Here is a 24,566-nt window from a genome sequence, read left to right as displayed (position 1 = left end):
ACCCATCCTACGAAGAGCGCCTCGGCGCAAGACTGCTGCTCCTACCGGCCAGCCACCAGAGCCTTCTCCCGCGCCAGCCCGTACAACTGCCGCGCCTCGCCCACCAGCGGCACCAGGGCGGAAGCCAGGCGCGACGTCTCGTGCACCAGCACGTCGCCGACGTCATGCACTTCCAGCACCCGCAACAGGTCCTCCAGCGCATTCAGCCGGCGTTCGGCCACATCGTAGATATGCTCCGCCGGCGCGGCGGTATCGACATAGAGCACGCCCTCGGACGCCTGGGCCTGCAACGCAACCAGCCTGCGATCAGCCATGGCGCACCTCCCGGGGGAAGGCGAAGGACGAATGGGACAACGGGGGATACACGACAGACACGAAGTGATACGGCATTTCCATTGCTCCTTAGTACGGAGGAAGGAGCCGCCAACCCGGGAATGGGTGGCGGATCGTGCGGGGTCGCAGTACCGGCTGTTCAAAGCAGTGCCCGGCCAGGCCGTAGCCTGCCCCACACGATCCGCCATAGCTGCACCAAGCAGCAGGCGCAAAAAAGCGCCTGTGCAAGGTGCGGTGGCGCTACGTGTGCTTTGAACAGTACCGGACTGCGATCCGGGCCACGGGATTGACCGTGGCGGAAGGGAATCTAGCGAGGGGGCTTGTAGGCTCACAAGGGAGAATGTGGGTGGGAAATTTCAGGAGAATCCATGAAGGCCAGGAGCGGGCCGGCGCCGGGCTCCTGGCCGGTGAAGGTGTGCAGCCCATCCGGGCGGGCCGGACCGTCAGTAATCCCAGAAGGCCGCAATCCAACGGAAGGCATCGCCGTCGACGGCCACCCGGCCAACGGAGGGGAACGGCAGGTGCGTGGCCACCAGCAGCTCGCCGCTGGCCGCCGCCTCCTGCATAAGACGGACGCGCACGCGCACCGATTCCTCGGGGTCGTGCTCGAAGCCGTTGTGCCAGTCGGGGTGATCGAAGGCCACCGGGAACAGGGCGTCGCCGGCGAAGGTCAGGCGCTCGCCGGCAGACGTGACATGGACCACGCTATGCCCCGGCGTGTGGCCGCCGGTGAGCCTGGCGACCACGCCCGGCGCCACCTCGTGCTCATCCTCGAAGGTATGCAGCTTGTCGCGGTATGCCTCCATGAACTGCCCGGCAGTCGCGCGCAGGACGTCCGGCACCGGCGCCGGCATGGAGGTGAGGGAGAAATCGGGCGCCGCCCAGAACGCCACCTCGGTGGCCGCGACGTGGATGCGCACATCCGGGCGCAGCCGGTTCTTCACCTCGTCGACGAGCAGCCCGCCGATATGGTCCATGTGCATGTGGGTGATCACCACGTCGGTCACCGACGCCAGGTCGATACCGGCCGCCTCCAGGCGCCGGGGGAACTGCCCGGCCCGCGGAAAACCGGGGAACTGCCCGCCCAGGCCGGCGTCGACCAGAATGGTCTGCTCGCCGCTGCGCACCACCAGCACGTTCAGGGCCCAGTCGAACGCCTCCGGGCCCAGGAACATGTCCTTGAACCAGGCCGCGCGGGCGGCCGGCTCGGCATTGGTGGACATGGTCGCGGTCGGCAGCGGCAGCACCCCATCGCTGACCACCAGCACGTCGATCTCGCCGACCCGCAGCGCATAGCGCGAAGGCACCAGCTCTTCCCTCTCCTGGTGTTGTGCATTCTTTGGGGCGGAATTCTTTTGGACGGAATAGTTCAGATGCATGTTCATGACGTTTCCTCGGAAGAAGTGGCCAATAACCTGGAAGTCGTTCCTTCGGGCTCGGCTGGGCGATAGGCAAGCACCGAAATGCAGGGCCGTTGCAGCGAATCGTCCGCTGTGAGTCCATGCTATTGAGGGGGACTTCCTGGCGCACTTCTCCATCGGGACGGCGGGGCCATACCTCTGTGGCGGGGGGATATACGAAGGTATTTCTATCAGTAGCCCAGCCCCGCCAGTATCTCCCCCACCGACTTGGCGGCCGGGCGCCCGTAGAAGGCCAGCAGGCGGTCGGCGCGGTTGGTGAAGAAGCCGTCCACGCCGGCCTCGGACAGGCGCTTGAAGTCCACGTCGGAATCCACCGCGTAGGAGCGAGCTTGCTCGCGAATGAACCCCGCAGCGGAATCTGTTCGCGAGCAAGCTCGCGCCTACAATGCGCCCACCTCCGAGCCCTCCTGTAGGAGATTCGCGCGCAGGGCGCGCTCCTACATTTATTGGCGCGCCATGGCTGATGCGGCGGCGCGCCGGGGGTCAAGGTCAAACGGCGGATACCCGCGAACGGTTATTCGCCCTACGCCTCGCCCACCCTTCAACCGCCCTTCTTGTCTTCCTCGTCCTCGGCCTTGATCTCTTCCAGGGCCAGTTCCAGGCCCCAGCTGGAGGCTTCCACCGCGGGCGCGGCCGGGGTTGCCGGCTGGGCGCTGGCGGCCTGGGTCTGGGCCGCGGCCGGGTTGTCCCGGTGCAGCTTGAGCTTCAGCCGCAGGTTGTTCGCCGAGTCGGCGTTCTTCACCGCCTCTTCCTCGCTGATCGCGCCTTCCACCGCCAGGTCGAACAGCGCCTGGTCGAAGGTCTGCATGCCCAGGGCGCGGGACTTGTCCATGATCTCCTTGATCGAACTGAAGTCGCCGCGCTTGATGATGTCGCTGATGGTCGCGGTGCCCAGCAGCACCTCCACCGCGGCGCGGCGCTTGCCGTCCTGGGTGCGCACCAGGCGCTGTGAAACGAAGGCCTTGAGGTTGTTGCCCAGGTCGTTGAGCAGTTGCGGCCGGCGCTCTTCCGGGAAGAAGTTGATGATGCGGTCCAGCGCCTGGTTGGCGTTATTGGCGTGCAGGGTGGAGATCGCCAGGTGCCCGGTGTCGGCGAAGGCCAGGGCGTGCTCCATGGTCTCGCGGTCGCGGATTTCGCCGATCAGGATCACGTCCGGCGCCTGGCGCAGGGTGTTCTTCAGCGCGGCGTGGAAGCTGCGGGTGTCCACCCCCACCTCGCGCTGGTTGATGATCGACTTGCGGTGCCGGTGCACGTACTCGATGGGGTCCTCGATGGTAATGATGTGCCCGCCGCTGTTGCGGTTGCGGTGGTCGATCAGCGCCGCCAGGGAGGTCGACTTGCCCGAGCCGGTGCCGCCGACGAAGAGCACCAGGCCGCGCTTCTCCATCACCACCTTGAGCAGCACCTCGGGCAGCTTCAGGTCTTCGAACAACGGGATGTCCAGCTTGATGTTGCGCGCGACGATGGACACCTCGTTGCGCTGCTTGAAGATGTTGATGCGGAAGCGCCCGACGCCGGCGACCGAGATCGCCAGGTTCATCTCCAGCTCGCGCTCGAATTCGGCCTTCTGTTCCTCGTCCATGATGGCGTCGGCGATGCGCGCCACGTCGCCGGCCTTCAGCGGTTCGCTGGACAGCGGCTTGAGCACGCCGTTGAACTTGGCGCAGGGCGGCGCGCCGGTGGAAAGGTAAAGGTCGGAACCGTCCTGGCTGGACAGGATCCGCAGCATCGCTTGGATTTCCATCTGTACTGCATCCGCACGCTAGGGGAGGCGCTGCCCACGACAGGCAAGCGCTTGTAGGAATAATCATCAGACTCTAGGTAGGCCGTCAGACAGGCACAATGCCAGCCCCGGAAAAATGCGATGTACGTCACTGCCTCGCGGGCGACCGAGCGGGAGTACAATCGGCCATTTCCTTCAGCCGAGAACCTTCCATGCCCGTCGCCATGGCCCGCCACATCCTGGTCAAGACCGCCGCCGAGGCCGAGCAGCTCAAGCAGCGCCTGGCCAAGGGGGAAGACTTCGCCGCCCTGGCGAAGAAGCACTCCACCTGCCCCTCCGGCAAGCGCGGCGGCGACCTCGGCGAGCTGCGCCCCGGGCAGTTAGTGCGCAGCGTCGACGCGGTGGTGTTCAAGAAGCCGCTGAACGTCGTCCACGGCCCGGTGAAAAGCCAGTTCGGCTACCATCTGGTGCAGGTCTATTTCCGCGACTGACGCCGGAGAACCCATGACGCCCGACCAGATCGCCCGCTTCTGCCTGCAATTGCCCGGCGCCCGCGAAGACCTCAAGTGGGGCAGCAACCGGGTGTTCTCGGTGGCCGGCAACAAGATGTTCGCCATCCTCGACTTCCTCGACGAGGGCCGCGGCGGCCTGGCCTTCAAGGTGGGCCCGGAACTCTTCCTCGGCTTCGTCGACCGCCCCGGCATCCGCCCCGCGCCCTACCTGGCCCGCGCCCACTGGATCGCCATGCAGCGCCCCTACCCCATGGGCGCCGACGAGTTGCGCGAGGCCCTCACCCGCTCGCACCAACTGGTGGTCGCCCGCCTGCCCAAGCGCCTGCGCCTGGGCCTGCTGCTGGACCCGGCATGAACCGCCAGCTCACCTGGGAAGGCCTGTGGCAGGCCCCGCCGGCCAGTTGGGAGCGTCTGCTGCTGCAGGACGGCCGCGCCGACAGCCAGTTGCGCGTGGCCGCCGCCGACGGCCAACCGCCCTACCAACTGGAATACCGCCTGGAATGGGACACCGACTGGCGCCTGCGCGAGGCCGAGCTGCTGGTGGAAGGCGAACACCTGCAACGTCATCTGGTACTGCTGGCCGACGGCCAGGGCCGCTGGACGCTGGGTGACGGCACTGCGCTGGCGGAACTGGACGGCTGCCTGGACATCGACATCTGGCCCAGCCCCTTCACCAACACCTTCCCGATCCGCCGCCTGGGCCTGGGCGATGGCCAGTCGGTGGCGCTGGAGGTGGTCTACGTGGAGGCTCCAAGGTTGCAGCCGAGGAAAATGCGCCAGGGTTATACGCGGCAGGATGCCCATCATTATCTGTACCGCAACCTGGAGGGTACGGACTTCCAGGCGTTGCTGGAGGTGGATGGGCAGGGGCTGGTGGTGGATTACCCGACGTTGTTCCGGCGCGTCTGATTCCCCGGTAAACGCGGAGCGCCCCCGAACAGGCGCTTCGTGCTCGAATCCGGGGCGCGCCGGGGATCACGGTCAAACGGCGGATAACCGCGAACGGTTATCCGCCCTACGCCAAGCTCACCCGTAACGTAGGGCGTACAACCGTTCGCGGTTGTACGCCGATACACCCGGCTTCGTGCAAACCCCTCAGGTAGTTCGTTAGCTAGCTTTCCTACAAGCCGGCGGCGGTTCATCATGTTCCTCCCCTCTCCGCCCCGCTGTTCGTGTCCATGTCCGCCGATACCGCCATGCCCCGCTCCAACGCCGCCATCACGCTCGAGGTGGTGTCGGTGGTGCTGTTCACCTTCCTCGCCTACCTGACCATCGGCATCCCCCTGGCCGTGCTGCCGGGCTACGTGCATGGCGAGCTGGGCTTCGGCTCGGTGCTGGCCGGGCTGGTGATCAGCGTGCAGTACCTGGCCACCCTGCTCACCCGGCCCTACGCCGGCAAGGTGATCGACAACCTCGGGCCCAAGCGCGCGGTGCTCTACGGCATGCTCGGCTGCGCCGGCAGCGGCCTGCTGATGCTGCTTTCGGTGTGGCTGCAGGGCATGCCGGCGCTGAGCCTGGGCTGCCTGCTGCTCGGCCGGATGATCCTCGGCACCGCCGAGAGCCTGGTGGGCACCGGCGCCATCAGCTGGGGCATCGACCGCGTCGGCTCGCTGCACACCGCCAAGGTGATCTCCTGGAACGGCATCGCCAGCTACGGCGCGCTGGCCGTGGGCGCGCCCTTCGGCGTGCTGCTGGTGCAGGGCCTGGGGCTATGGAGCATGGGCGCGGTGGTGATGCTGCTGGCGGCCATCGGCTTCGCCCTGGCCTGGCCCAAGCGCGCCGCGGCCATCGTCCACGGCGAGCGCCTGCCCTTCCACCATGTGCTCGGCCGCGTGGCGCCCCACGGCACCGGGCTGGCCCTGGGCGGCATCGGCTTCGGCTGCATCGCCACCTTCATCACCCTGTACTACGCCAGCCGCAGCTGGGGCGGCGCGGTGTACTGCCTGAGCGCCTTCGGCGCCTGCTTCATCGGCGCGCGGCTGTTGTTCGCCAACGCCATCAACCGCCATGGCGGCTTCGCCGTGGCCATCGGCTGTCTGCTGGTGGAAAGCCTCGGCCTGCTCCTGCTGTGGCTGGCCCCGGGCCCCTGGTCGGCGCTGGCCGGCGCGGCGCTGACCGGCTTCGGCTTCTCCCTGGTGTTCCCCGCCCTGGGCGTGGAGGCGGTGCGCCTGGTGCCGGCCTCCAGCCGTGGCGCGGCGCTGGGCGCCTACTCGCTGTTCATCGACGTGTCCCTGGGCATCACCGGGCCGGTGGCCGGCGCCATCGCCACTGCCTGGGGCTTCCGTTCGATCTTCCCCTTCGCCTGCGTCGCTGCGCTGCTCGGCTTGGGTCTGAGTCTGTGGTTGCAAAGGCGCAATCGTGAAACGGGTTCGGTCTGAGCGGTGGTGTTGTTCAGTTAAGCGATTCGTTGGTTTGGGGAAGGTGCGCAATGCCGGCTTCGCTCCCTCACCCCAGCCCTCTTCCGGAGGGAGAGGGGCTGTTCGTGCCACTGGAGCGTCCGGCGTGGCCGGTGAATCCAATCGCGGACGGAGTCCGCTGCTCCACCCACGCCATTCCCATTGTAGGAGCGCGCCCTGCGCGCGATTCGCGGGCAGGGCCCGCTCCTACAGTTTCGCCGTGAGGCATGGCGTATCCCCGTAGGAGCGGACTCTGTCCGCGATAGCCGGACGTATCGGCGCGATTCGCGGATGAGATCCTACACCTCCGGGAAAGCACGTTTTTTCGTAGGATGGCGTTGAGCGAAGCGATACCCATCACCATGGCCCGATGGGTTTCGCAAGCTCAACCCATCCGTTGAGGCGCACCCCGGCGCAGTCGGCAAGACAGTTGCTCCTACGCCCGTGCCTCCCTGTAACCGAGCGGACTCCGTCCGCGATTCGGATTTCCAGAGAAACATCCGCGCACGCTGCCCCCCTTCAGAAGGCCGAGCGAAACCGGCGCTCAGGAGGTCATGCCACATGCTCGGGCGGGCCTCCGTGGCGGGGAGTTCGCGAGGGTAGCCCGGCTCCGTCGGGCCCGTAACCTGCCATCGAAATTCCTGGATTTTATCCACGTTCTGCTATCATCCCGCGCCATCGGGGCCTGTGAGGGGCCTCGAGACATCCAAGAAACGCCAGCACCCACGCGTTGCCAGACCTGGATTGGAGCATCCGGGACGGCAGGCTTTTTCCCACGCTCGGGGGGGCTGCGAATAAACAGACTGCAGGAAATAACAAAATGACTAACAAAGCGTTCAGTTTGCTTGCATTGGGGATCCTCGCTGCCAGCACCCAGGCCATGGCCGACGACCAGGCAGCCGCCAAGGGCTTCGTCGAAGACAGCCACCTGGACCTGTTCTTCCGCAACGCCTACATGAACCGTGACTACAAGCACGGTCGCGATGACAAGGCCGAGTGGGGCCAGTCGGCCACCGCCACCTTCACCTCCGGCTTCACCCAGGGCACCGTCGGCTTCGGCGTCGACGCCTTCGGCCTGTATGCCCTGCGCCTGGACGGTGGCAAGGGCCGCACCGGCGCCGCCGGCATCGACTTCTTCAAGCAGGACAGCGACGGCAACCCGGCCGACGACCTGGCCCGCGCCGGTGGCGCGGTCAAGGCGCGCATCTCCAACACCGTGATCAAGTACGGTGACCAGATGCCCAGCCTGCCGGTGCTGAGCTACGACAACTCGCGCCTGCTGCCGGAGAGCTACACCGGCACCCTGATCACCTCCAAGGAGATCGAGGGCCTGGAGCTGAACGTCGGTAGCTTCACCGAAGAAGCCCGCAAGAGCGCCGAAGGGCGCGACAGCGGCGGCCTGAAGCGCATCGACGTGTACGGCGGCAGCTACAAGTTCACCGACAACTTCAGCGGTTCGCTGTACGCCTCGGACAACAAGGACGTGGCGCGCAAGCAGTACATGAACCTGAACTACGTCATCCCGATGCAGGATGCGCAGTCGCTGACCTTCGACTTCAACGGCTACAAGACCAAGCTGAACAAGGACTTCGCCAACCTGAACTTCGGCGGCGACCGCGACAACACCATCTGGAGCCTGGCGGCCACCTACGCCATCGGCGCCCACTCGTTCATGATCGCCCACCAGCGCAACACCGGCGACACCGGCTACAACTACGGCTGGTACCAGAACGCTGGCGGCCTGGGCGACGGCGGCACCACCATCTGGCTGGCCAACTCCTACTGGTCGGACTTCAACGCCGAGGACGAGCGTTCCTGGCAGGCCAACTACAGCATCAACTTCGCTGAGTACGGCATCCCGGGCCTGAGCTACACCGTCGCCTACGTCTACGGCGACAACATCAAGACCTCGCAGACCAACAACGGCCACGAGCGCGAGATCTTCAACCAGGCCAAGTACGTCGTACAGAGCGGCCCGGCCAAGGACCTGTCGGTCAAGCTGCGCGGCTCCTGGGTACGCGTTTCCAACGACGCCCGCGAGTACAACGACGACGGCAACGAAGTGCGCATCTTCGTCGAGTACCCGTTCAGCGTGTTCTGATCGGCTTCGCGACCTGACGTGAACGAAAAAGCCCCGTGGCGCACGCCACGGGGCTTTTTTCATGGGGCTGTCCAGTCCGTGGCTCAGAAGGCAGCGGAAGCGGCACCGAACGGCGACCGCCGGCTATGCCGCACCGCCAGTCAGAGGTCGCCGATCCGCGCCAGCTCGCGCTGCAGCCCGTCGCGCTCCAGGCTGGCGAAGGGCAAGGCGAAGAAGGCCCGGCAGCGTCGCTCGATGTGCGCCAGGGTGGCGCGGAAGGCGTCGTCCAGTTGCGCTTCGTCGCCCTGCGCCGTGGAAGGGTCCTGCAGGCCCCAGTGGGCTTTCAGCGCCGGGCCGAAGTACAGCGGGCAGGCTTCGCCCGCGGCCTTGTCGCAGACGGTGATGACGACGTCCGGCGGGTTGTCCGCGAAGGCGTCGTTGCCCTTGCTGCTCAGGCCTTCGGTAGCGATGCCGGCACGCTCCAGCGTCGCCAGGCTGCGCGGCAGCACCTGTCCGCCGGGAAAGCTGCCGGCGCTCACCGCCTCGAAGCCTTCCGGGGCCAGGTGGTTGAACAGCGCTTCGGAAAGGATGCTGCGGCAGCTGTTGGCCGTGCACATGAACAGGACTCGCATGCAGAACTCCTCCGCTTCGTGGCGGACGTCAGAGGCTCAGGCGCAGCGCCAGGGCCGAGAGGGTGACGAGCAGGACCGGCAGGGTCAGCAGGATGCCGACCCTGAAGTAGTAGCCCCAGGTGATGCGGATGCCCTTGCGCGCCAGCACGTGCAGCCAGAGCAGCGTGGCCAGGCTGCCGATGGGGGTGATCTTCGGCCCCAGGTCGCAGCCGATGACGTTGGCGTAGATCATCGCCTCGCGGACCACGCCCTCGGCGGCGCTGGCCTGGATCGCCAATGCGCCCACCAGCACGCTGGGCATGTTGTTCATCAGCGAGGACAGCGCCGCCGACAGCAGGCCGGTGCCCAGGGCCGCGGCCCACACGCCCTGCCCCGCCAGGCCGTCCAGCAGGCGGGTGAGGAAGTCGGTGAGGCCGGCGTTCTTCAGGCCGTAGACCACCAGGTACATGCCCAGGGAGAACACCACCACCTGCCAGGGCGCCTCGCGCAGCACCCGGCGGGTGGAGATCACATGACCGCGGGCGGCGACGGCGAAGAGCACCGCCGCGCACAGCGCCGCCACCGCGCTGACCGGGATGCCCAGCGGCTCCAGGGCGAACAGCCCGAGCAGCAGCGCCAGCAGCATCCAGGCGCCGACCGCGAAGGTGGCCGGATCGCGAATCGCCTCCCGCGGCGCCGGCAGTTGGTCCACGGCATAGCGCTGCGGCAGGTCGCGGCGGAAGAACAGGTACAGCGCCAGCAGCGTCGCGGCGACGCTGGCCAGGTTCACCGGCACCATCACCGCGGCGTACTCGGCGAAGCCCAGGCCGAAATAGTCGGCGGAAACGATGTTCACCAGGTTCGACACCACCAGCGGCAGGCTGGCGGTGTCGGCGATGAAGCCGGCGGCCATGACGAAGGCCAGGGTCGCCGCCGGCGAGAAGCGCAGCGCCAGCAGCATGGAGATGACGATGGGGGTGAGGATCAGCGCCGCCCCGTCGTTGGCGAACAGCGCGGAAACGGCGGCGCCCAGCAGCACGCAGAAGGCGAACAGGCGCCGGCCGCTGCCGCCCGCCCAGCGCGCCACGTGCAGCGCCGCCCAGGCGAAGAAGCCGGCCTCGTCCAGCAGCAGGCTGATGACGATGACCGCGATGAAGGTGGCGGTGGCGTTCCAGACGATGGCCCAGACGGTGGGGATGTCGTGCAGCGACACCACGCCCAGGGCCAGGGCGACCAGCGCGCCGGCGCTGGCGCTCCAGCCGACGCCCAGCCCCCTGGGCTGCCAGATGACGAGGACGAGGGTGAACAGGAAGACGGCAGCGGCGAGCAGCATCGAGGCGGGTTCCGGGAGGGGTTCAGCAGCAGCTGGCGCGCACGGGGCGGCCATCCATGTCGCGCAGGCGGGCGGCGCTTTCCTTCAGCCAGTCGGCGTTGGCCTGCAGGGTGACGCGCAGCACCTCGTGGACCCAGGCGGGCAGCGCCGGGTTGAGGCGGTAGTACACCCACTGCCCCTGGCGGCGGTCGAGCAGCAGCCCGGCAGCGCGCAGCTGCGCCAGGTGGCGGCTGACCTTGGGCTGGCTGTCGCCCAGCGCGCACATCAGCTCGCAGACGCACAGCTCGCCCTGCTCGGCGATCAGCAGGGTGGCGCGGACGCGGGTCTCGTCGGCCAGGCACTTGAAGACTTCGGGGGGCGCGATCATCGGGGGCACCAGAATATATGGAAATCCGAATATACGGATTTCCATATGTAAAAGACAACTCCGGGCGCCCTTCCCCGTCGCCCCTCGGGCCCGGACGCCGGGGACGCCCGCCGGCGTCTCCGGCACCCGGCCGGCTTCAGCGCCCGGTATTGGTCTTGAAGGTGGTCCAGGCGCGCATCCGCGCACGCATGTCGCGTTGCGGGATGTCCCGGCCGGTGACCAGCCGCGCGTAGGTGGCCTCGTCGATGTAGATGTCCGGGTCATCGCGCATCCGCGCATCGACCATGGGCGTCGCCTTGGCGTTGGACGTCGGGTAGCCGGTGGCGTTGGTGATCGCGGCCATCACCTGCGGGCGCATCAGGTAGTTGATCAGCGCGTAGGCGTACTCCGGGTGCCGCGCGTCCGCCGGGATGGCCATGTTGTCCATCCACACCGAGGTCCCCTCGCGGGGCAGCCGGTACTCGAAGCGCAGCGGCTTGCCGGCCTCGTCGGCGGCACGCTGGGCGGCGGTGACGTCGCCGCTGTAGCCCAGCGACAGGCAGACGTCGCCGTTCACCAGTTGCGTCACCGGCTGCGACTGGAACTTGCGGATGTACGGCTGGATGCCGCGCAGCAGCGCCAGGGCGGCGTCCAGGTCCCCGGGCCTGGCGCTGCGCGGATCGCGGCCCAGGTAGTTGAGCACCACCGTGAGCACCTCGTCCGGCGAGTCGATCATGGAGATGCCGCAGTCGGCGAAGTGCGCCGCCAGCTCCGGCTTGAACAGCAGGTCCAGGCTGTCGGTCTTCGCCTCGGGCAGGCGCTTGCGGATTTCCGCCGCGTTGTAGGTCAGGCCGATGGTGCCCCAGGTATAGGGCACGGTGTAGTCCACCGAATTGCGGTACTGGGTGTGGAGCCGGTCGAGCCCGGCGGACACTTCGGCCAGGTGCTCCAGGCGCGCCTTGTCGAGCTTCTGCAGCGCGCCGGCGCGGGCCAGGCGCTCGGCGACGGTGTCGCCGGGGAAGACCAGGTCGTAGCCGCTGTGCCCGGCCATCAGCTTCGCCTCCAGGGTCTCGCTGCTGTCCATCACGTCGTAGACCACGCGGATGCCGGTCTCGCGGGTGAACCCGGCGAGGGTGTCGGGGGCGAAGTAGTCGGCCCAGTTGTACAGCCGCAAGACCTTTTCCTCCGCCGCGGCCGCGGTGCAGAGCGTGCCGGCGAACGACAGCCCCAGGGCGACGATCAGTGCGCGTTTCATGGGCGTTCTCCCGCAGGCTGCCGGCCGTCCAGGCTCAGCAGCACGCCGTACATGTCCGGACGGCGGTCGCGATACACGCCCCAGTGCAGGCGGTCCTCTTCCATCGCCGCCAGGTCCAGCGCCTGCACCAGCACCTGCGCGGTATCGCGCGTGGCCTCGGCCAGCAGCCGGCCCTTGTGGTCGCTGATGAACGAGGAGCCGTAGAAGCGCATGCGCAGGCTTTCGTCGCCGGGCGCGATCTCCTCGCCGATCCGGTTGGCCGCCAGCACCGGCAGCAGGTTGGCGGCGGCATGGCCGCGCTGCGCCATCTGCCAATGGTCGCGGGAGTCCAGGCCGGCGGCGCCGGGCTCGGAGCCGATGGCGGTGGGGAACAGCAGCAGCTCGGCGCCCTGCAGGGCCAGGCAGCGGGCGGTTTCCGGGAACCACTGGTCCCAGCAGATGCCGACGCCGATGCGCCCGACCGCCGTGTCCCAGACGCGGAAGCCGGTGTCGCCGGGGCTGAAGTACTCCTTCTCCTGGTAGCCGATGGCGTTGGGGATGTGCGTCTTGCGGTAGACGCCGAGCAGGCGGCCGTCGGCGTCGGCCACCGTCAGCGAGTTGAAGTGGGCGTTGCCGGCGCGCTCGAACCAGCTCAGCGGCAGCACCACCTGCAGCTCCGCGGCCAGGGCGGCGAAGCGCCGCAGCAGCGGGCTGTCGGCGTAGGGCTGGGCCAGCGCCAGGTGACGGTGATCCTGCTCGATGCAGAAGTACGGCGTGGCGAACAGCTCGGGCAGCAGGATCAGCCGCGCGCCGGCGGCGTGCGCCTCGCGCACCCGGCGTTCGGCCTCGTCGAGGTTGCGCGGCAGGTCCCAGCCGCAGGCGAACTGCACCACGGCGACCTTGAGGACACGGCTCATCGCGCCACCTCCAGCGGCCAGGCCGGCTGCTGCTGGGTGATGCAGTGCACGCCACCGCCGCCATGGGCCAGGCGGTTGATGCGCACCGGCACAACCTCGCGCCGGGGGAACGCGCGGGCGAGGGTCTGCGCCGCCTCGCGGTCGGCGTCGATGCCGTAGGCCGGCATGATCACCGCGCCGTTGGCCAGGTAGAAGTTGGTGTAGGAGGCACAGAACACTTGCGCGTCCGGGTCCACCGCGTCGCTGGCTTCGAACAGGTCGATCAGCTCGAAGGCGCGCCCCTGGGCGTCGGTCGCCAGCTCCAGGGCGCGGCGATTTTCCCGCGCCACCTCGGCATAAACGGAGCTGCGGTCATGGGTCGCGTCCACCAGCAAGGTGCCGGGCCGGGCGAAGGCGCAGACGCCGTCGACATGGCCGTCGGTCATGTCGCCGGTGACGTAGTCGGGGTCGCCGGGCAGCCAGATGGTCTTGGTCACGCCCAGCAGGCGGGCGAAGATTTCCTCCATCTCGCGCTTGCTCACGCCGGGGTTGCGGTTGCCGTTGAGCAACACCGACTCGGTGGTGATCAGCGTGCCCTCGCCATCCACGTGGATGGCGCCGCCCTCGTTGGCCAGCGGCGTGCCGAAGCAGTCCAGGCCCAGGTGGTTGAGCAGGCGCCGGCCCAGGCCCTCGTCCAGGCCGTGCTGGCCCTTGCCGCCCCAGGCGTTGAAGCGCCAGCTGACGCCCGCCACGCCCAGCTGCGGGTGGTAGACGAAGGTCGGCCCGGAGTCGCGGCACCAGCTGTCATCGATGGGCAGCACCACCAGCTCGACGTTCGCCCCGCACAATTGCGCGGCACGCTCCACGGCCGAGGGCGCCACCACCATCTTCACCGGCTCGAAGCGGGCGATGGCGTTGGCCACCCCGACGAAATCCTCCTGCACCTCTTCCAGCGTCACCCGCCAGCCGGACTCCCAGACTTCGCGGTTGTGCGGGAAGCACATCCAGGTCGCGGCGTGGGTGACCCATTCGGCGGGCATACGCCAGCCGTTCTGCTGATCGCCAATGCGATGCATACCAAACCTCCAGGTAAGATTTTCTAATCTAATGCGATGGATTCAGCGGCGCCGGAATCCATCCTATGGCTGGCCATGCACAACGACAAACGATAGATTTTGCGGACTTCTGATTAGCAGGACTTATCAAACATGCTCAAACACTGGCCCCCGCTGAACGCCCTGCGCGGCTTCGAGGCGGCGGCGCGCCTGGGCAGCTTCCACAAGGCGGCCCAGGAGCTGCACCTCACCCAATCGGCCATCAGCCAGCAGATCCGCAGCCTGGAAAGCTTCCTGGAACAACCGCTGTTCCATCGCCACGGGCGCCAGGTAGCCCTCACCGATGCCGGCCTCGACCTGCTCAGCAGTACCCAGGCGCTGCTGCAGCAACTGGCCGTTGGCATCCGCCGCCTGGACCAGTACCGCAAGCCCAACCAACTGGTGCTCAACACCACCCCGGCATTCGCCCGCCACTGGCTGGTGCCGCGGCTGGCCGACTTCCACGCCCGCCATCCGCAGATCGATCTCTGGCTGCTGACCACCGACGACACCCCGGACCTGGCCACCCAGACCGTCGACGTCGCCGTCCGCGACGACCTCAGCGCCCAGGCCGACTGCCAGTTCCGCGTGCTGCTGGAAGACCGCCTGCTACCGGCGTGCCATCCCGGCCTGCTGGCCGCGGAGCAACGCACCACGCTGCACGGCGAACGGGAAATGGATTGGGCCTACTGGCAACTGCAGGGCGGCGCCGACGTCGGCCAGCGCAGCGCGGGGCTGAACTTCTCCGACCCCGGCCAGTTGCTCGATGCCGCCAGCCAGGGCCTGGGCGTGGCGCTGGTCAGCCAGTTGCTGGCCGCCGGCGCCCTAGAAGGCGGCACGCTGGTGGCGCTCAGCGAGCAGCGGGTGCGCGGGCCGAACTGGTCGCTGCTGGTCAACCACCAGAGCGCCCGCAGCCCCCAGGCCCGGCAGTTCTGCAGCTGGCTGGAGCAGGCGCTGGGGCTGGCCGCGCCAGCAGGCTGAACGCGGCCACCTCAGGCCAGCAGGTCCTCGTAGAAGGCTCCGTAGGGCTTGTGCGGGTGGGCGATCTGGATTTCCAGGATCCACAGCCCGCCGTTGGGGTGCTCGGCGTAGTCGCCCAGGTCGCCGGCGCGGTAGATGGCGTGGGGGAAGTCGCTGACGCGGTGGCCCTTGATGTCCAGGTTGAGCTTCCAGCCCAGCGCCTCGGCCTGGGCATGGGCGAAGTCGTACAGCGCCACGCCGCTGCAGCGGGTGTCGCGCCAGTGCGCCTCGACGCGCTGGAACAGCTCCCTGGCCGCCGCCGCACAGGACGCCATCTCAGGATCGTCGCCGACCACGAAGGTGGCCCCGGCGTCGCCTTCGTGGCCGCGCCAGACCACGCCCATGTCGATGAAGAAGATGTCGTTCGCGCCCAGAACTGGGTCGCCGTCGGAGCGTTGCTTGAAGGTCTTCAGGGTATTGGCGCCGAAGCGGATCAGCAGCGGGTGCCAGATGCGCTCCATGCCCAACTCGGCCAGCACCTGCTTGCCGATGGCGGTGGCCTCGGACTCGCTCATCCCCGGGCGGATGGCCGCGGCGATGGCGTCCACGGCCTCCCAGGTGCGGGCCTGGGCGTATTTCATCAGTTCCGGCGCATAGTTCGCGCCCACGGCTTCCTTGGCGTACACGGCGGTATTCATTCGGGCAGTCTCTGCGGAGTCCTCGGGGTTTCGCTGTATAGAATTGTGCATAGCGAACCCCGGATGCAACCCGCACGGGGTGGACAGCACGCCGCCCGGCTGACAGGCTCTGCCCTTGGCCGGTGCCGAACCCCGTGCCGGCAGCCAGACACCCACGCTCGACGGGAGAAACCCTGCCCATGCACTTCGATCTACTCCAGGTCCTCAGCCTCGCCGGCAAATTGGACGTTCCCAACGACGACCGCATCGGCTGCGCCGAGCGGCATGCCTGGGTCATCGACGGGGCGACCGACCTCGGCGAACCGGGCCTGCTGGGCGAGCGCGGCGGCGCCGCCTGGCTGGCCGCGTCCGCGCACCGCGCCTTCGCCACGGCCTCCGGCAAGCTGGCAAACCTGTGCGAAAGCGTCTTCGACGCGGTCGCCGACGACTATCGGCGCGACCGCCGCCGCGAACCGGTCGCCGCCTGGGAACTGCCGCGCGCCTCGTTCGCTGCGGTGGCGATAGAGGGCGACAGCCTCGCCTGCGGCTTCCTCGGCGATTGCGTGGTCATCCATCGCAGCGCCACCGGCGTGGCCTTCCTGACCCCCGTGCCGGACCGCGCGGAGGAGCTCGCAGAAGCCGCCGCCCTCGGCCCTGGCGCTGGTGCCGGCGGCGTGCGCACGCCTCACGTGCTGGCCGACCGCCGCTCCGCCCGCGAACGTCCCCGGGCCGTGCTGGGCGTGGATGCCGCCCAGGCCAGGGCAGACCTGCGCCAGGCCCGCGCGCCCCTGGACCGGGGCGACGACCTGCTGCTGATGAGCGACGGTTTCGCCGCGCTGCTCGACACCTACGGCGCCTACGATGCCGCCGGCCTGGTCGCGCGCGTGCTCGAACACGGCCTGGGGCCGCTGGCGGAAGAACTGCGCGGTATCGAGCAGGACGACGCAGCCTGCCTGCGCTACCCGCGCTTCAAGGCCAGCGACGACGCCTCGGCGATCTGGCTGCGGGTCGGCTAGGCGGGCGGCGTGATGCGCCTGCTGCCCTGAGCTACCTGGCGAACAGCTGGCCGATGTCCTTGAACGCCTTGAACTCCAGGGCGTTGCCGCAGGGGTCGAGGAGGAACATGGTCGCCTGCTCGCCCACCTGGCCCTTGAAGCGCACGTAGGGCTCGATCACGAAGCGCACGTCGAACGAACGCAGGCGCTCGGCCAGCGCTTCCCACTGCTCCCAATCCAGCACGATGCCGAAGTGCGGCACCGGCACGTCGTGGCCGTCCACCGGGTTGCAGTGGGCGCTTTCCTGGGACGCGGTGCGCGGGTGCTCGTGGATCACCAACTGATGGCCATAGAAGTCGAAGTCCACCCACTGGTCGCTGGAGCGGCCCTCCTCCAGGCCGAACACCTCGCCGTAGAAACGGCGGGCGGCGGGCAGGTCGTGGACGGGAATGGCGAGGTGGAAGGGGCGAAGGCTCATGGGGGGCTCCTGGCGGTGGCGTGGGTTGCTTTCAGCCTAGGCCAATCGTCAGCACGGTTCCGGCAGCGGTAGCGACGTGTCGGAGTCAAGGCTGTCCGCCCAGGCCTGGACGGCCTGATGATCGATCACCCGGCCGGCATCCACATCGGCCAGGGCCTCGCGGGTCAGGCGGCTACGCGCGGCGGTTTCGTCCACGCGCGCCGCCGGTTCGACGGGAACCTGGGCGGTGACAGAGCGGGTCTTGCCGGTGGTGGCCATGCCAATTGCCTCCTGCGCAGACAGAGTCGTTTCGATTGAAGATCGATCGTAACCAATAAAGACAAAGCATCAAGCGCCACCTACAGGCGAGGGAAATGCTTAGTCCTATAAGTGCTTAATAAATGAAAACTCAGTATTTATGGTTCTAACATTGCCCCGGCTAGGCTAGCCCCATCCTTCACCGCAGTTCCCTGAGGAGTCGCCATGGACCGCACCGACAACGTCATCGACCTCGCCCGCTACCGCACCCGCCGCCAGGCGCGGCGCATGGCCGAGCTGATGTGGGCGATGTACGCGAGCCGCGCCGGCTTCGGCGCCGCCCAGTGGGTGCAGCAGCGCGACAACGGCATCCGCGAGGCCTGAACGTGGGCCTGCCGCTTTCCAGCGACGCCACCGAGGCGGGCCTCGAAACCGCCCCGGCGGCGGCCGACGACCCCATCGGCCAGCGCGTGGCCCACAACCTGCTGCGCCTGCGCGGCAAGCGCAACCTGTCCCTGGACGGTCTGGCCCGGCTGTCCGGGGTGAGCCGGGCGATGCTGGCGCAGATCGAATCCGGACGCAGCGTTCCCTCGATCAAGGTGCTGTGCAAGATCGCCCAGGGCCTGAAGGTCTCGGTGGCGGCCTTCCTCGACGACCGCGCCTTCGACGGCGTGGCCCTGCTGCCGGCGCGCGAGAGCAAGCGCCTGGTCAGCGGCGACGGCGCCTTCGTCAGCCGCGCGCTGTTCCCCTTCGACGTCTCGCGCCAGGTGGAATTCTACGAACTGCGCCTGGCGGGCCTGGCCATCGAGCACTCCGCCGGCCACGCCCCCGGCACCCAGGAAAACCTGGTGGTGGCCCAGGGCGTGCTGGAGATCGCGGTGAACGAAGAACGCTTCCTGCTCGGCACCGGCGACTCCATCCTGTTCTACGCCGACCAGCCGCACAGCTACCGCAACCCGGCCGACAGCGAGGCCGTGGCCTACCTGGTGACCACCTACGCCGAACGCCTGGACTGAGGCGGCGGCACAAAGCAAAAGGCCCGGCGGGTTTCCCCATCGGGCCTTTGTCGTTCAGCGCGCCGCGGTCAGCAGGTGCAGCACATCATCGGCATGCCGTTGCAACTCATCATCATCGGCATGCCGCATTCCATCATCTTGTTCATCAGCATGCAGCAGTTCTTGAACATCTCCATGTTCATGCCCTGCATCGGCATCATCTTGCACATCATGGCGTCGCCCTGCATGGAGCACTCCATCATGCACTTCATCGACGGCATGGGCATGCCCATCATCATCGGCATCATGTTCATCATGCCCATCATCGGCATCATCGCCATGCCGGTCTGGGACATGCACATCATCGACATGTTGCCGCAGTGCATCATCATCGGCATGCCGCAGTTCATCATCATCGCCATCATTTCCGCATTGTTGCGGAACATGGCCGCGTCCATGCCCATGGCCGGCATCATCTTGCACATCATGCCGTCGTCCTGCATTTCGCACTGCAGGGTCGCCATCATCATCGGCATGCCCATCATGGGCATCATCGGGTTGGCGTTCATCGGCATCTGCATTGCATTCATCATGGTGGAACTCCCTGAACTGGACGGAATGGGTAACTGCTGATGGAGCCGATTCTAGGGAGGCCGGCGAACCGGACAAGCTGGCGGCCCAGCGCCGGTCCGCTTCGCCCGCCACGGCGAAAAGCCCGGTGCCGCGGAACCTTTCGGCGTGGTGACGACGGATTCGACGTCATGGCAGCGACAGTTGCTCAAGCGGCAGGGAAAACCACGGGATGGATATGCATTCCAGTGCTTAGCCAATAACCGTAGTGAATAAAGAATCTAAGCCTCGACCACTTTAGCGACTGCCCTGCCCCGCGCCGAAATGCTCTTCGTAGGATGGGTTGAGCTTGCGAAACCCATGCGGTCACTGTGATGGGTATCGCTTCGCTCAACCCATCCTACGGGGCTTCCCTGGAACTGGAGCGGATTCATCCGCGATTCCGCCGGCAGGGCGGACAAGGTCCAGGCCGACCTCGGCGCCGCCGGGGATCACCGCTAAACGGCGGATAACGCGGAGCGTTATTCGCCCTACGTGTGCGCCACGAGGCACGGCATGTCCCCGTAGGATGGCGTTTCTCCTGCACCAGCATGAACCAACTGTCCGCTTGCCAACAGCTATCCAACAATCTGCCCACCCAGCAACAGCGTGCCACCGCCCGCAGCTCGCCAGGCCCCGCGCCACGGCACCTGCGTCGCTGGCATGGGGCTTGCCTGACAGCCGCTAGCGCTTCAACGGCTCCCACTGCGAATCCCACGCCCGCATCCCAGCGCGGCGTCGGCGCCCTCCGCGAGCGTTCGCCCATTCCAACAAGACTCCCCGCCACGCGTGCACCCATGGGGCCCTGCCCCTTTCGACGATGGCAACGAGGACACATCATGAGTCTGGATATCTTCTGGTTCCTGCCCACTTCCGGCGACACCCGCTACCTGGGCCATTCCGACAGCGGCCGCCCGGCGACCAACGAATACATGCGGCAGATCGCCGTGGCCGCCGATCAGCTCGGCTACGACGGCCTGCTGATCCCCACCGGCGCCAGCTGCCTCGACCCCTGGGTGACCGCCGCCAGCCTGGTGCCGGTGACGCGGCGCATCAAGCTGCTGGTGGCGCTGCGCACCTCCCTGGGCAACCCCACCGCCTCGGCGCGCCAGGCAGCCACCCTCGACCAGGCCAGCGGCGGCCGCCTGCTGCTCAACGTGGTGCCCGGCGGCGACGCCACCGAACTGGCCGCCGACGGCGTCTTCTATTCCCACGACGAACGCTACGAGGCCTCCGACGAGTTCCTCGGCATCTGGCGGCGCCTGCTCGGCGGCGAGACCGTCGACCACGACGGCAAGCACCTGCAAGTGCGCGGCGCGCAGAACTTCTTCCCGCCCGTGCAGAAGCCCTACCCGCCGCTGTACTTCGGCGGCTCCTCGCCCGCCGCCCACGAGCTGGCGGCCAGGCACGTGGACGCCTACCTGACCTGGGGCGAGCCGCCGGCAGCGGTGGCCGAGAAGATCGCCGACGTGCGCCAGCGCGCCGCCCGCCACGGCCGCACGGTGCGCTTCGGCGTGCGCCTGCACGTGATCGTGCGCGAGACCAACGAGAAGGCCTGGGCCGCCGCCGAGGAGCTGATCAGCCACCTGGACGACGCCACCATCGCCGCGGCCCAGGCCAACTACGCGAAGATGGATTCCGAAGGCCAGCGGCGCATGGCCGCGCTGCACGGCGGCGACCGCAAGCGCCTGGAAGTCGCGCCCAACCTGTGGGCCGGCGTTGGCCTGGTGCGCGGCGGCGCCGGCACTGCGCTGGTGGGCGATGCGCAAACGGTGGCGGCGCGCCTGCTGGAGTACGCGGCACTGGGCGTGGACAGCTTCGTGCTGTCCGGCTACCCGCACCTGGAAGAGGCCTACCGCTTCGCCGAACTGGTATTCCCGCTGCTGCCGGGCAAGGGCCGGGTGACGGTGGAGGGAGTGGTCACCGGCGGCGCCTTCGACGTGCGCGCAAGCCAGGGCAAGGAGCACGCGGCCTGAAATCGCCTCGACGAGCGTAGGCGTCCGCCCGGGCGCGGGGGGCTATCCTGAAGCGGTGACCTTCAGGAAAAGACGAGGAGAGAGCGATGAGCGACCATCCATCGTCCCCGCCCGGCCCCGACTTCGCCCAGGGCGTGCCCCTGGCGGACGTCGTCGAAGGCAGCCCGCTCGCCGGCCACGTCGGCGGCGAAGCGGCGCTGCTGGTGCGCCAGGCCGGGCAGCTGTACGCCATAGGCGCCACCTGCCCGCACTACGGCGCGCCCCTGGCCGAGGGCCTGGTCGACGGCGACACCCTGCGCTGCCCCTGGCACCACGCCTGCTTCCGCCTGCACGACGGGCGCCTGCTCGCCCCGCCGGCGCTGGACGACCTGCCGCGCTGGCAGGTGGACTGCCGCGACGGCAAGGCCTACGTCGGCGCGCCCCTGCCCGCTGCCCCGGCGGACCTGCCGGCCGGTGCTCAGGCACCGGCCTCGGTGGTGATCATCGGTGGCGGCGCCGCCGGCAACGCGGCGGCCCTCGGCCTGCGCCACGAGGGCTACGACGGGCCCATCACCCTGCTCAGCGCCGACCCCGCCGCGCCCTACGACCGGCCCAACCTGTCCAAGGACTACCTGGCCGGCAGCGCCGACCCCGCCTGGCTACCGCTGCGTTCGGCGGACTTCTATACCAGTCAGCGCATCGAGCTGCGCTGCAACACCCGCGTCAGCCACATCGACACGGCGCACAAGAAGCTGACCCTGGCCAACGGCGAAGAGCTGGACTACGGCGCCCTGGTGCTGGCCACCGGCTCGGCGCCGGCGCGCCTGGACGTGCCCGGCGCCGACCTGCCCCACGTCCGCGTGCTGCGCAGCCTCGCCGACTGCGACGAGCTGATCGCCCGCTGCGCCACGGCCCGCCGCTGCGTGGTGGTCGGCGCCGGCTTCATCGGCCTGGAAGTGGCCGCCTCGCTGCGCAGCCGCGGCCTGGACGTGCAGATAGTGGCGCCGGGCGCGCGACCCATGGAGAACGTCTTCGGCGAGGCCCTGGGCGACATGCTCCGGGCCCTGCACGAAGCCCATGGCGTGAGCTTCCATTTCGGCGCCGGGGTCACGGCGATCGAGGCGCAGCAGGTCAGGCTGTCCACTGGCGGCACGCTGCCGGCGGACCTGGTGGTGATCGGCATCGGCGCCCGCCCCGAGCTGGAGCTGGCCCGCGACGCCGGCCTGAAGCTGGACAAGGGCGTGCTGGTGGACGCCTGGCTGCGCACCAGCGCCGCGGACGTCTATGCCGTGGGCGACATCGCCCGCTGGCCGGACGCCCGCAGCGGCGAGGCGATCCGCGTGGAGCACTGGGCGGTCGCCGAGCGCCAGGGCATGGCGGCGGCGCGCAACATCCTCGGCCACGCCCAGCGCTTCACCGCGGTGCCGTTCTTCTGGACGCACCAGTACGACACCACCATCGACTACGTCGGCCACGCGCAGCGCTGGGACCGCGTGGACATCGACGGCGACCCCGCCGCCCACGACTGCCGGGTGACCTACTGGCGCGACGGCAAGGCGCTCGCCGTCGCCACCGTGGGGCGCGACCGGCAGAGCCTGGAGGCCGAGGCCGCCTTCGAGCAGCAGACGCCCGGCTGACGGCTGGCCACCACCGCAAAGCGACCCGCCATGCAAGGACAGGCCCACCTATGAGATAATCCGCGGCCTGTCCGGCATGTCCCCCGCTCTTCAAGCGCAAAAGCCTGGACATCGCGTCCAGATGCTGCCCTTCGCGCACGTCCGCTGGATTCCCCCGGCGCCCATGTCAACGGGCCCGGAAAGCCAACATTGGTATCGAATCGGTATCGGCCCGCTGCCAGACCGGCCCAGCGGCTCGCCAGTCATTGATAGGTAAAACTTTGATTTCCACAGCGAACATCACCATGCAGTTCGGCGCCAAGCCGCTGTTCGAGAACGTTTCCGTCAAGTTCGGCAACGGCAACCGCTACGGCCTGATCGGCGCCAACGGTTGCGGCAAGTCCACCTTCATGAAGATCCTCGGCGGCGAGCTGGAGCCCTCCTCCGGCCAGGTCATGCTGGAAAACGACGTGCGCCTGGGCAAGCTGCGCCAGGACCAGTTCGCCTACGAGGACTTCTCGGTGATCGACACCGTGATCATGGGCCACGAGGAACTGTGGAAGGTCAAGGCCGAGCGCGACCGCATCTACTCGCTGCCGGAAATGAGCGAGGACGACGGCATGGCCGTGGCCGAGCTGGAAGTGCAGTTCGCCGAGTTCGACGGCTACACCGCCGAGTCCCGCGCCGGCGAGCTGCTGCTGGGCCTGGGCATCCCCCTGGAGCAGCACTTCGGCCCGATGAGCGCCGTGGCCCCGGGCTGGAAGCTGCGCGTGCTGCTGGCCCAGGCGCTGTTCTCCGACCCCGACCTGCTGCTGCTCGACGAGCCGACCAACCACCTGGACATCAACACCATCCGCTGGCTGGAAAACGTCATCACGGCGCGCAACAGCACCATGATCATCATTTCCCACGACCGTCACTTCCTCAACAGCGTCTGCACCCACATGGCCGACCTGGACTACGGCGAACTGCGCCTGTTCCCGGGCAACTACGACGAGTACATGACCGCCGCCGAACAGGCCCGCGAGCGCCTGCTGTCGGACAACGCCAAGAAGAAGGCGCAGATCGCCGAGCTGCAGACCTTCGTCAGCCGCTTCTCGGCCAACGCCTCCAAGGCCAAGCAGGCCACCAGCCGCGCGCGCCAGATCGACAAGATCCAGCTGGAAGAGGTCAAGCCGTCCAGCCGCGTCAGCCCGTTCATCCGCTTCGAGCAGTTCAAGAAGCTGCACCGCCAGGCGGTGACCCTGGAGAAAGTCAGCCAGGGCTTCGACGGCGTGCCCCTGTTCAAGAACCTGAGCCTGCAGGTGGAAGCCGGCGAGCGCATCGCCATCATCGGCCCCAACGGCATCGGCAAGACCACCCTGCTGCGCACCCTGGTCGGCGAGATGCCGCCGCAGGCCGGCGAAGTGAAGTGGACCGACAGCGCCGAGGTCGGCTACTTCGCCCAGGACCACGCCGAGGACTTCGAGGACGACTACAACCTGTTCGACTGGATGGCCCAGTGGACCCAGGGCGGCGAGCAGTTGGTGCGCGGCACCCTCGGGCGCATGCTGTTCTCCAACGACGACATCAAGAAGTCGGTCAAGGTGATCTCCGGTGGCGAACAGGGGCGCATGCTGTTCGGCAAGCTGATCCTGAAGAAGCCCAACGTGCTGGTGATGGACGAACCGACCAACCACCTGGACATGGAGTCCATCGAGGCGCTCAACCTGGCCCTGGAGAACTACCCGGGCACGCTGATCTTCGTCAGCCACGACCGCGAGTTCGTGTCCTCCCTGGCCACCCGCATCATCGAGCTGTCGGAAAACGGCGTGACCGACTTCAGCGGCAGCTACGACGACTACCTGCGCAGCCAGGGCGTGATCGTCTGATGCCACCCGCAGGGGATGCCGCGCCGGCATCCCCTGCCCCCTCCCTCCCCGCAACGCCCTTCCCCACCGTCGATCCGCCGCCCCGCACGCCTGCGAAATTGGCGCGTACCCTGCAAGGATGTCCGCACCGCGGCGGCCGGCCGCGCCCAGGCGCCCGGCAACGCCCGATCCAGAGGCTGCGTTGGGGGTGGAGA

26 protein-coding genes are annotated in these 24,566 nt (G+C 68.1%); 12 read left to right on the top strand and 14 right to left on the bottom strand.

Translation table 11 applies throughout. The features are described from left to right. Positions 1-41 precede the first annotated feature (41 nt). The 4 genes from PcP3B5_RS12100 to PcP3B5_RS12090 all read right to left on the bottom strand — a co-directional run bounded on the left by PcP3B5_RS12100 (position 42) and on the right by PcP3B5_RS12090 (position 3,498). Positions 42-314: a hypothetical protein gene (locus PcP3B5_RS12100; RefSeq protein WP_009619536.1), complete on the bottom strand. Its 273-nt coding sequence runs from the start codon at positions 312-314 to the stop codon at positions 42-44. Between the two features lie 462 nt (positions 315-776). Then, positions 777-1,718 carry an MBL fold metallo-hydrolase gene (locus PcP3B5_RS12095; protein WP_061561355.1) on the bottom strand — a complete coding sequence of 314 codons (942 nt, stop codon included), beginning with the start codon at positions 1,716-1,718 and terminating at the stop codon, positions 777-779. Positions 1,719-1,924: 206 nt separating this feature from the next. After that, on the bottom strand, positions 1,925-2,056 hold the full coding sequence (locus tag PcP3B5_RS32130) for a hypothetical protein (RefSeq protein WP_374046694.1): 132 nt from the start codon (positions 2,054-2,056) through the stop codon (positions 1,925-1,927). A gap of 239 nt (positions 2,057-2,295) precedes the next feature. After that, a complete protein-coding gene (locus PcP3B5_RS12090) occupies positions 2,296-3,498 on the bottom strand; it encodes a PilT/PilU family type 4a pilus ATPase (RefSeq protein WP_176707187.1) in 1,203 nt (400 codons plus the stop codon). A 191-nt stretch (positions 3,499-3,689) separates the two neighbouring features. On the opposite strand from PcP3B5_RS12090, the gene PcP3B5_RS12085 reads away from it, so the two are divergent. From PcP3B5_RS12085 to PcP3B5_RS12065, 5 genes are all read left to right on the top strand, one after another. Then, positions 3,690-3,968 (top strand): peptidylprolyl isomerase, encoded by a 279-nt coding sequence (locus tag PcP3B5_RS12085; protein WP_009619516.1) that lies wholly within the window; start codon positions 3,690-3,692, stop codon positions 3,966-3,968. A 13-nt stretch (positions 3,969-3,981) separates the two neighbouring features. Then, complete coding sequence (locus PcP3B5_RS12080) at positions 3,982-4,344, top strand: MmcQ/YjbR family DNA-binding protein (protein ID WP_009619514.1); 363 nt, start codon at positions 3,982-3,984, stop codon at positions 4,342-4,344. Further along, the gene (locus PcP3B5_RS12075; RefSeq protein WP_061561354.1) at positions 4,341-4,898 is read left to right on the top strand and encodes a putative glycolipid-binding domain-containing protein; all 558 of its coding nucleotides are present in this window, start codon (positions 4,341-4,343) and stop codon (positions 4,896-4,898) included. The genes PcP3B5_RS12080 and PcP3B5_RS12075 overlap by 4 nt, the downstream gene beginning before the upstream one ends. 269 nt (positions 4,899-5,167) lie before the next feature. Beyond that, on the top strand, positions 5,168-6,367 hold the full coding sequence (locus PcP3B5_RS12070) for an MFS transporter (protein WP_082816294.1): 1,200 nt from the start codon (positions 5,168-5,170) through the stop codon (positions 6,365-6,367). An 838-nt stretch (positions 6,368-7,205) separates the two neighbouring features. Next, complete coding sequence (locus PcP3B5_RS12065; protein WP_043266605.1) at positions 7,206-8,486, top strand: OprD family porin; 1,281 nt, start codon at positions 7,206-7,208, stop codon at positions 8,484-8,486. Positions 8,487-8,626: 140 nt separating this feature from the next. Here PcP3B5_RS12065 and PcP3B5_RS12060 read toward each other — a convergent pair whose 3' ends face one another. The 6 genes from PcP3B5_RS12060 to PcP3B5_RS12035 all read right to left on the bottom strand — a co-directional run bounded on the left by PcP3B5_RS12060 (position 8,627) and on the right by PcP3B5_RS12035 (position 13,961). Continuing rightward, complete coding sequence (locus tag PcP3B5_RS12060) at positions 8,627-9,097, bottom strand: arsenate reductase ArsC (protein ID WP_061561352.1); 471 nt, start codon at positions 9,095-9,097, stop codon at positions 8,627-8,629. Positions 9,098-9,125: 28 nt separating this feature from the next. Then, positions 9,126-10,409, bottom strand: coding sequence for an arsenic transporter (locus tag PcP3B5_RS12055; protein WP_009619491.1), 1,284 nt, complete (start codon positions 10,407-10,409; stop codon positions 9,126-9,128). A 22-nt stretch (positions 10,410-10,431) separates the two neighbouring features. Continuing rightward, complete coding sequence (locus PcP3B5_RS12050; RefSeq protein ID WP_061561351.1) at positions 10,432-10,776, bottom strand: metalloregulator ArsR/SmtB family transcription factor; 345 nt, start codon at positions 10,774-10,776, stop codon at positions 10,432-10,434. A 136-nt stretch (positions 10,777-10,912) separates the two neighbouring features. Further along, positions 10,913-12,010, bottom strand: coding sequence for an extracellular solute-binding protein (locus PcP3B5_RS12045; RefSeq protein WP_061561350.1), 1,098 nt, complete (start codon positions 12,008-12,010; stop codon positions 10,913-10,915). Then, a complete protein-coding gene (gene aguB, locus PcP3B5_RS12040; protein ID WP_043266615.1) occupies positions 12,007-12,906 on the bottom strand; it encodes an N-carbamoylputrescine amidase in 900 nt (299 codons plus the stop codon). The genes PcP3B5_RS12045 and aguB overlap by 4 nt, the downstream gene beginning before the upstream one ends. After that, positions 12,903-13,961 carry an agmatine deiminase family protein gene (locus PcP3B5_RS12035; protein ID WP_043266616.1) on the bottom strand — a complete coding sequence of 353 codons (1,059 nt, stop codon included), beginning with the start codon at positions 13,959-13,961 and terminating at the stop codon, positions 12,903-12,905. Before PcP3B5_RS12035 ends, aguB begins: the two co-directional genes overlap by 4 nt. Before the next feature lie 132 nt (positions 13,962-14,093). Here PcP3B5_RS12035 and PcP3B5_RS12030 point away from each other — a divergent pair, with 132 nt between their 5' ends. Next, positions 14,094-14,960: a LysR substrate-binding domain-containing protein gene (locus PcP3B5_RS12030; protein WP_043266618.1), complete on the top strand. Its 867-nt coding sequence runs from the start codon at positions 14,094-14,096 to the stop codon at positions 14,958-14,960. 11 nt (positions 14,961-14,971) lie between these two features. Here the strand turns inward: PcP3B5_RS12030 and PcP3B5_RS12025 are convergent, their stop codons facing one another. Then, a complete protein-coding gene (locus PcP3B5_RS12025; protein WP_043266619.1) occupies positions 14,972-15,637 on the bottom strand; it encodes a M24 family metallopeptidase in 666 nt (221 codons plus the stop codon). Between the two features lie 179 nt (positions 15,638-15,816). On the opposite strand from PcP3B5_RS12025, the gene PcP3B5_RS12020 reads away from it, so the two are divergent. Beyond that, positions 15,817-16,632 (top strand): protein phosphatase 2C domain-containing protein, encoded by an 816-nt coding sequence (locus tag PcP3B5_RS12020; protein WP_043266621.1) that lies wholly within the window; start codon positions 15,817-15,819, stop codon positions 16,630-16,632. Between the two features lie 31 nt (positions 16,633-16,663). Here PcP3B5_RS12020 and PcP3B5_RS12015 read toward each other — a convergent pair whose 3' ends face one another. Both PcP3B5_RS12015 and PcP3B5_RS12010 read right to left on the bottom strand, forming a co-directional pair. Further along, positions 16,664-17,089, bottom strand: coding sequence for a VOC family protein (locus tag PcP3B5_RS12015; RefSeq protein ID WP_009619483.1), 426 nt, complete (start codon positions 17,087-17,089; stop codon positions 16,664-16,666). A gap of 48 nt (positions 17,090-17,137) precedes the next feature. Continuing rightward, complete coding sequence (locus PcP3B5_RS12010; protein ID WP_043266623.1) at positions 17,138-17,347, bottom strand: hypothetical protein; 210 nt, start codon at positions 17,345-17,347, stop codon at positions 17,138-17,140. A 204-nt stretch (positions 17,348-17,551) separates the two neighbouring features. Between PcP3B5_RS12010 and PcP3B5_RS31975 the strand changes: the two genes are divergently transcribed. Both PcP3B5_RS31975 and PcP3B5_RS12005 read left to right on the top strand, forming a co-directional pair. Further along, positions 17,552-17,710 carry a hypothetical protein gene (locus PcP3B5_RS31975; RefSeq protein ID WP_009619479.1) on the top strand — a complete coding sequence of 53 codons (159 nt, stop codon included), beginning with the start codon at positions 17,552-17,554 and terminating at the stop codon, positions 17,708-17,710. Positions 17,711-17,718: 8 nt separating this feature from the next. After that, entirely contained in the window at positions 17,719-18,342 is a 624-nt protein-coding gene (locus PcP3B5_RS12005) for a helix-turn-helix domain-containing protein (RefSeq protein WP_051878473.1), read from the top strand. 68 nt (positions 18,343-18,410) lie between these two features. On the opposite strand, the gene PcP3B5_RS30605 is transcribed toward PcP3B5_RS12005, so the two are convergent. After that, positions 18,411-18,914 carry a hypothetical protein gene (locus PcP3B5_RS30605; protein ID WP_081884540.1) on the bottom strand — a complete coding sequence of 168 codons (504 nt, stop codon included), beginning with the start codon at positions 18,912-18,914 and terminating at the stop codon, positions 18,411-18,413. Positions 18,915-19,769: 855 nt separating this feature from the next. On the opposite strand from PcP3B5_RS30605, the gene ssuD reads away from it, so the two are divergent. The 3 genes from ssuD to PcP3B5_RS11985 all read left to right on the top strand — a co-directional run bounded on the left by ssuD (position 19,770) and on the right by PcP3B5_RS11985 (position 24,372). Then, positions 19,770-20,906 (top strand): FMNH2-dependent alkanesulfonate monooxygenase, encoded by a 1,137-nt coding sequence (gene ssuD / locus PcP3B5_RS11995; protein WP_061561349.1) that lies wholly within the window; start codon positions 19,770-19,772, stop codon positions 20,904-20,906. A gap of 86 nt (positions 20,907-20,992) precedes the next feature. After that, the gene (locus tag PcP3B5_RS11990) at positions 20,993-22,522 is read left to right on the top strand and encodes an FAD-dependent oxidoreductase (RefSeq protein WP_061561348.1); all 1,530 of its coding nucleotides are present in this window, start codon (positions 20,993-20,995) and stop codon (positions 22,520-22,522) included. A 260-nt stretch (positions 22,523-22,782) separates the two neighbouring features. Continuing rightward, complete coding sequence (locus tag PcP3B5_RS11985; RefSeq protein WP_061561347.1) at positions 22,783-24,372, top strand: ABC-F family ATPase; 1,590 nt, start codon at positions 22,783-22,785, stop codon at positions 24,370-24,372. The last annotated feature ends 194 nt before the right edge of the window (positions 24,373-24,566 follow it).

It is taken from the genome of Pseudomonas citronellolis (genome assembly GCF_001586155.1).
GTDB classification, from domain to species: Bacteria; Pseudomonadota; Gammaproteobacteria; order Pseudomonadales; family Pseudomonadaceae; genus Pseudomonas; species Pseudomonas citronellolis.
Note: the sequence above shows the minus strand (reverse complement) of the source record. Positions and strands in the feature narration are given on the sequence as shown.

Excerpts from the sequence above, each read along its gene's own strand:
- PcP3B5_RS12100 (WP_009619536.1), bottom strand. The coding sequence starts at position 314 with ATGGCTGATCGCAGGCTGGTTGCGTTGCAGGCCCAGGCGTCCGAGGGC.
- PcP3B5_RS12095 (WP_061561355.1), bottom strand. The coding sequence starts at position 1,718 with ATGAACATGCATCTGAACTATTCCGTCCAAAAGAATTCCGCCCCAAAG.
- PcP3B5_RS12090 (WP_176707187.1), bottom strand. The coding sequence starts at position 3,498 with ATGGAAATCCAAGCGATGCTGCGGATCCTGTCCAGCCAGGACGGTTCC.
- PcP3B5_RS12085 (WP_009619516.1), top strand. The coding sequence starts at position 3,690 with ATGCCCGTCGCCATGGCCCGCCACATCCTGGTCAAGACCGCCGCCGAG.
- PcP3B5_RS12080 (WP_009619514.1), top strand. The coding sequence starts at position 3,982 with ATGACGCCCGACCAGATCGCCCGCTTCTGCCTGCAATTGCCCGGCGCC.
- PcP3B5_RS12075 (WP_061561354.1), top strand. The coding sequence starts at position 4,341 with ATGAACCGCCAGCTCACCTGGGAAGGCCTGTGGCAGGCCCCGCCGGCC.
- PcP3B5_RS12070 (WP_082816294.1), top strand. The coding sequence starts at position 5,168 with ATGTCCGCCGATACCGCCATGCCCCGCTCCAACGCCGCCATCACGCTC.
- PcP3B5_RS12065 (WP_043266605.1), top strand. The coding sequence starts at position 7,206 with ATGACTAACAAAGCGTTCAGTTTGCTTGCATTGGGGATCCTCGCTGCC.
- PcP3B5_RS12060 (WP_061561352.1), bottom strand. The coding sequence starts at position 9,097 with ATGCGAGTCCTGTTCATGTGCACGGCCAACAGCTGCCGCAGCATCCTT.
- PcP3B5_RS12055 (WP_009619491.1), bottom strand. The coding sequence starts at position 10,409 with ATGCTGCTCGCCGCTGCCGTCTTCCTGTTCACCCTCGTCCTCGTCATC.
- PcP3B5_RS12050 (WP_061561351.1), bottom strand. The coding sequence starts at position 10,776 with ATGATCGCGCCCCCCGAAGTCTTCAAGTGCCTGGCCGACGAGACCCGC.
- PcP3B5_RS12045 (WP_061561350.1), bottom strand. The coding sequence starts at position 12,010 with ATGAAACGCGCACTGATCGTCGCCCTGGGGCTGTCGTTCGCCGGCACG.
- aguB (WP_043266615.1), bottom strand. The coding sequence starts at position 12,906 with ATGAGCCGTGTCCTCAAGGTCGCCGTGGTGCAGTTCGCCTGCGGCTGG.
- PcP3B5_RS12035 (WP_043266616.1), bottom strand. The coding sequence starts at position 13,961 with ATGCATCGCATTGGCGATCAGCAGAACGGCTGGCGTATGCCCGCCGAA.
- PcP3B5_RS12030 (WP_043266618.1), top strand. The coding sequence starts at position 14,094 with ATGCTCAAACACTGGCCCCCGCTGAACGCCCTGCGCGGCTTCGAGGCG.
- PcP3B5_RS12025 (WP_043266619.1), bottom strand. The coding sequence starts at position 15,637 with ATGAATACCGCCGTGTACGCCAAGGAAGCCGTGGGCGCGAACTATGCG.
- PcP3B5_RS12020 (WP_043266621.1), top strand. The coding sequence starts at position 15,817 with ATGCACTTCGATCTACTCCAGGTCCTCAGCCTCGCCGGCAAATTGGAC.
- PcP3B5_RS12015 (WP_009619483.1), bottom strand. The coding sequence starts at position 17,089 with ATGAGCCTTCGCCCCTTCCACCTCGCCATTCCCGTCCACGACCTGCCC.
- PcP3B5_RS12010 (WP_043266623.1), bottom strand. The coding sequence starts at position 17,347 with ATGGCCACCACCGGCAAGACCCGCTCTGTCACCGCCCAGGTTCCCGTC.
- PcP3B5_RS31975 (WP_009619479.1), top strand. The coding sequence starts at position 17,552 with ATGGACCGCACCGACAACGTCATCGACCTCGCCCGCTACCGCACCCGC.
- PcP3B5_RS30605 (WP_081884540.1), bottom strand. The coding sequence starts at position 18,914 with ATGATGAATGCAATGCAGATGCCGATGAACGCCAACCCGATGATGCCC.
- ssuD (WP_061561349.1), top strand. The coding sequence starts at position 19,770 with ATGAGTCTGGATATCTTCTGGTTCCTGCCCACTTCCGGCGACACCCGC.
- PcP3B5_RS11990 (WP_061561348.1), top strand. The coding sequence starts at position 20,993 with ATGAGCGACCATCCATCGTCCCCGCCCGGCCCCGACTTCGCCCAGGGC.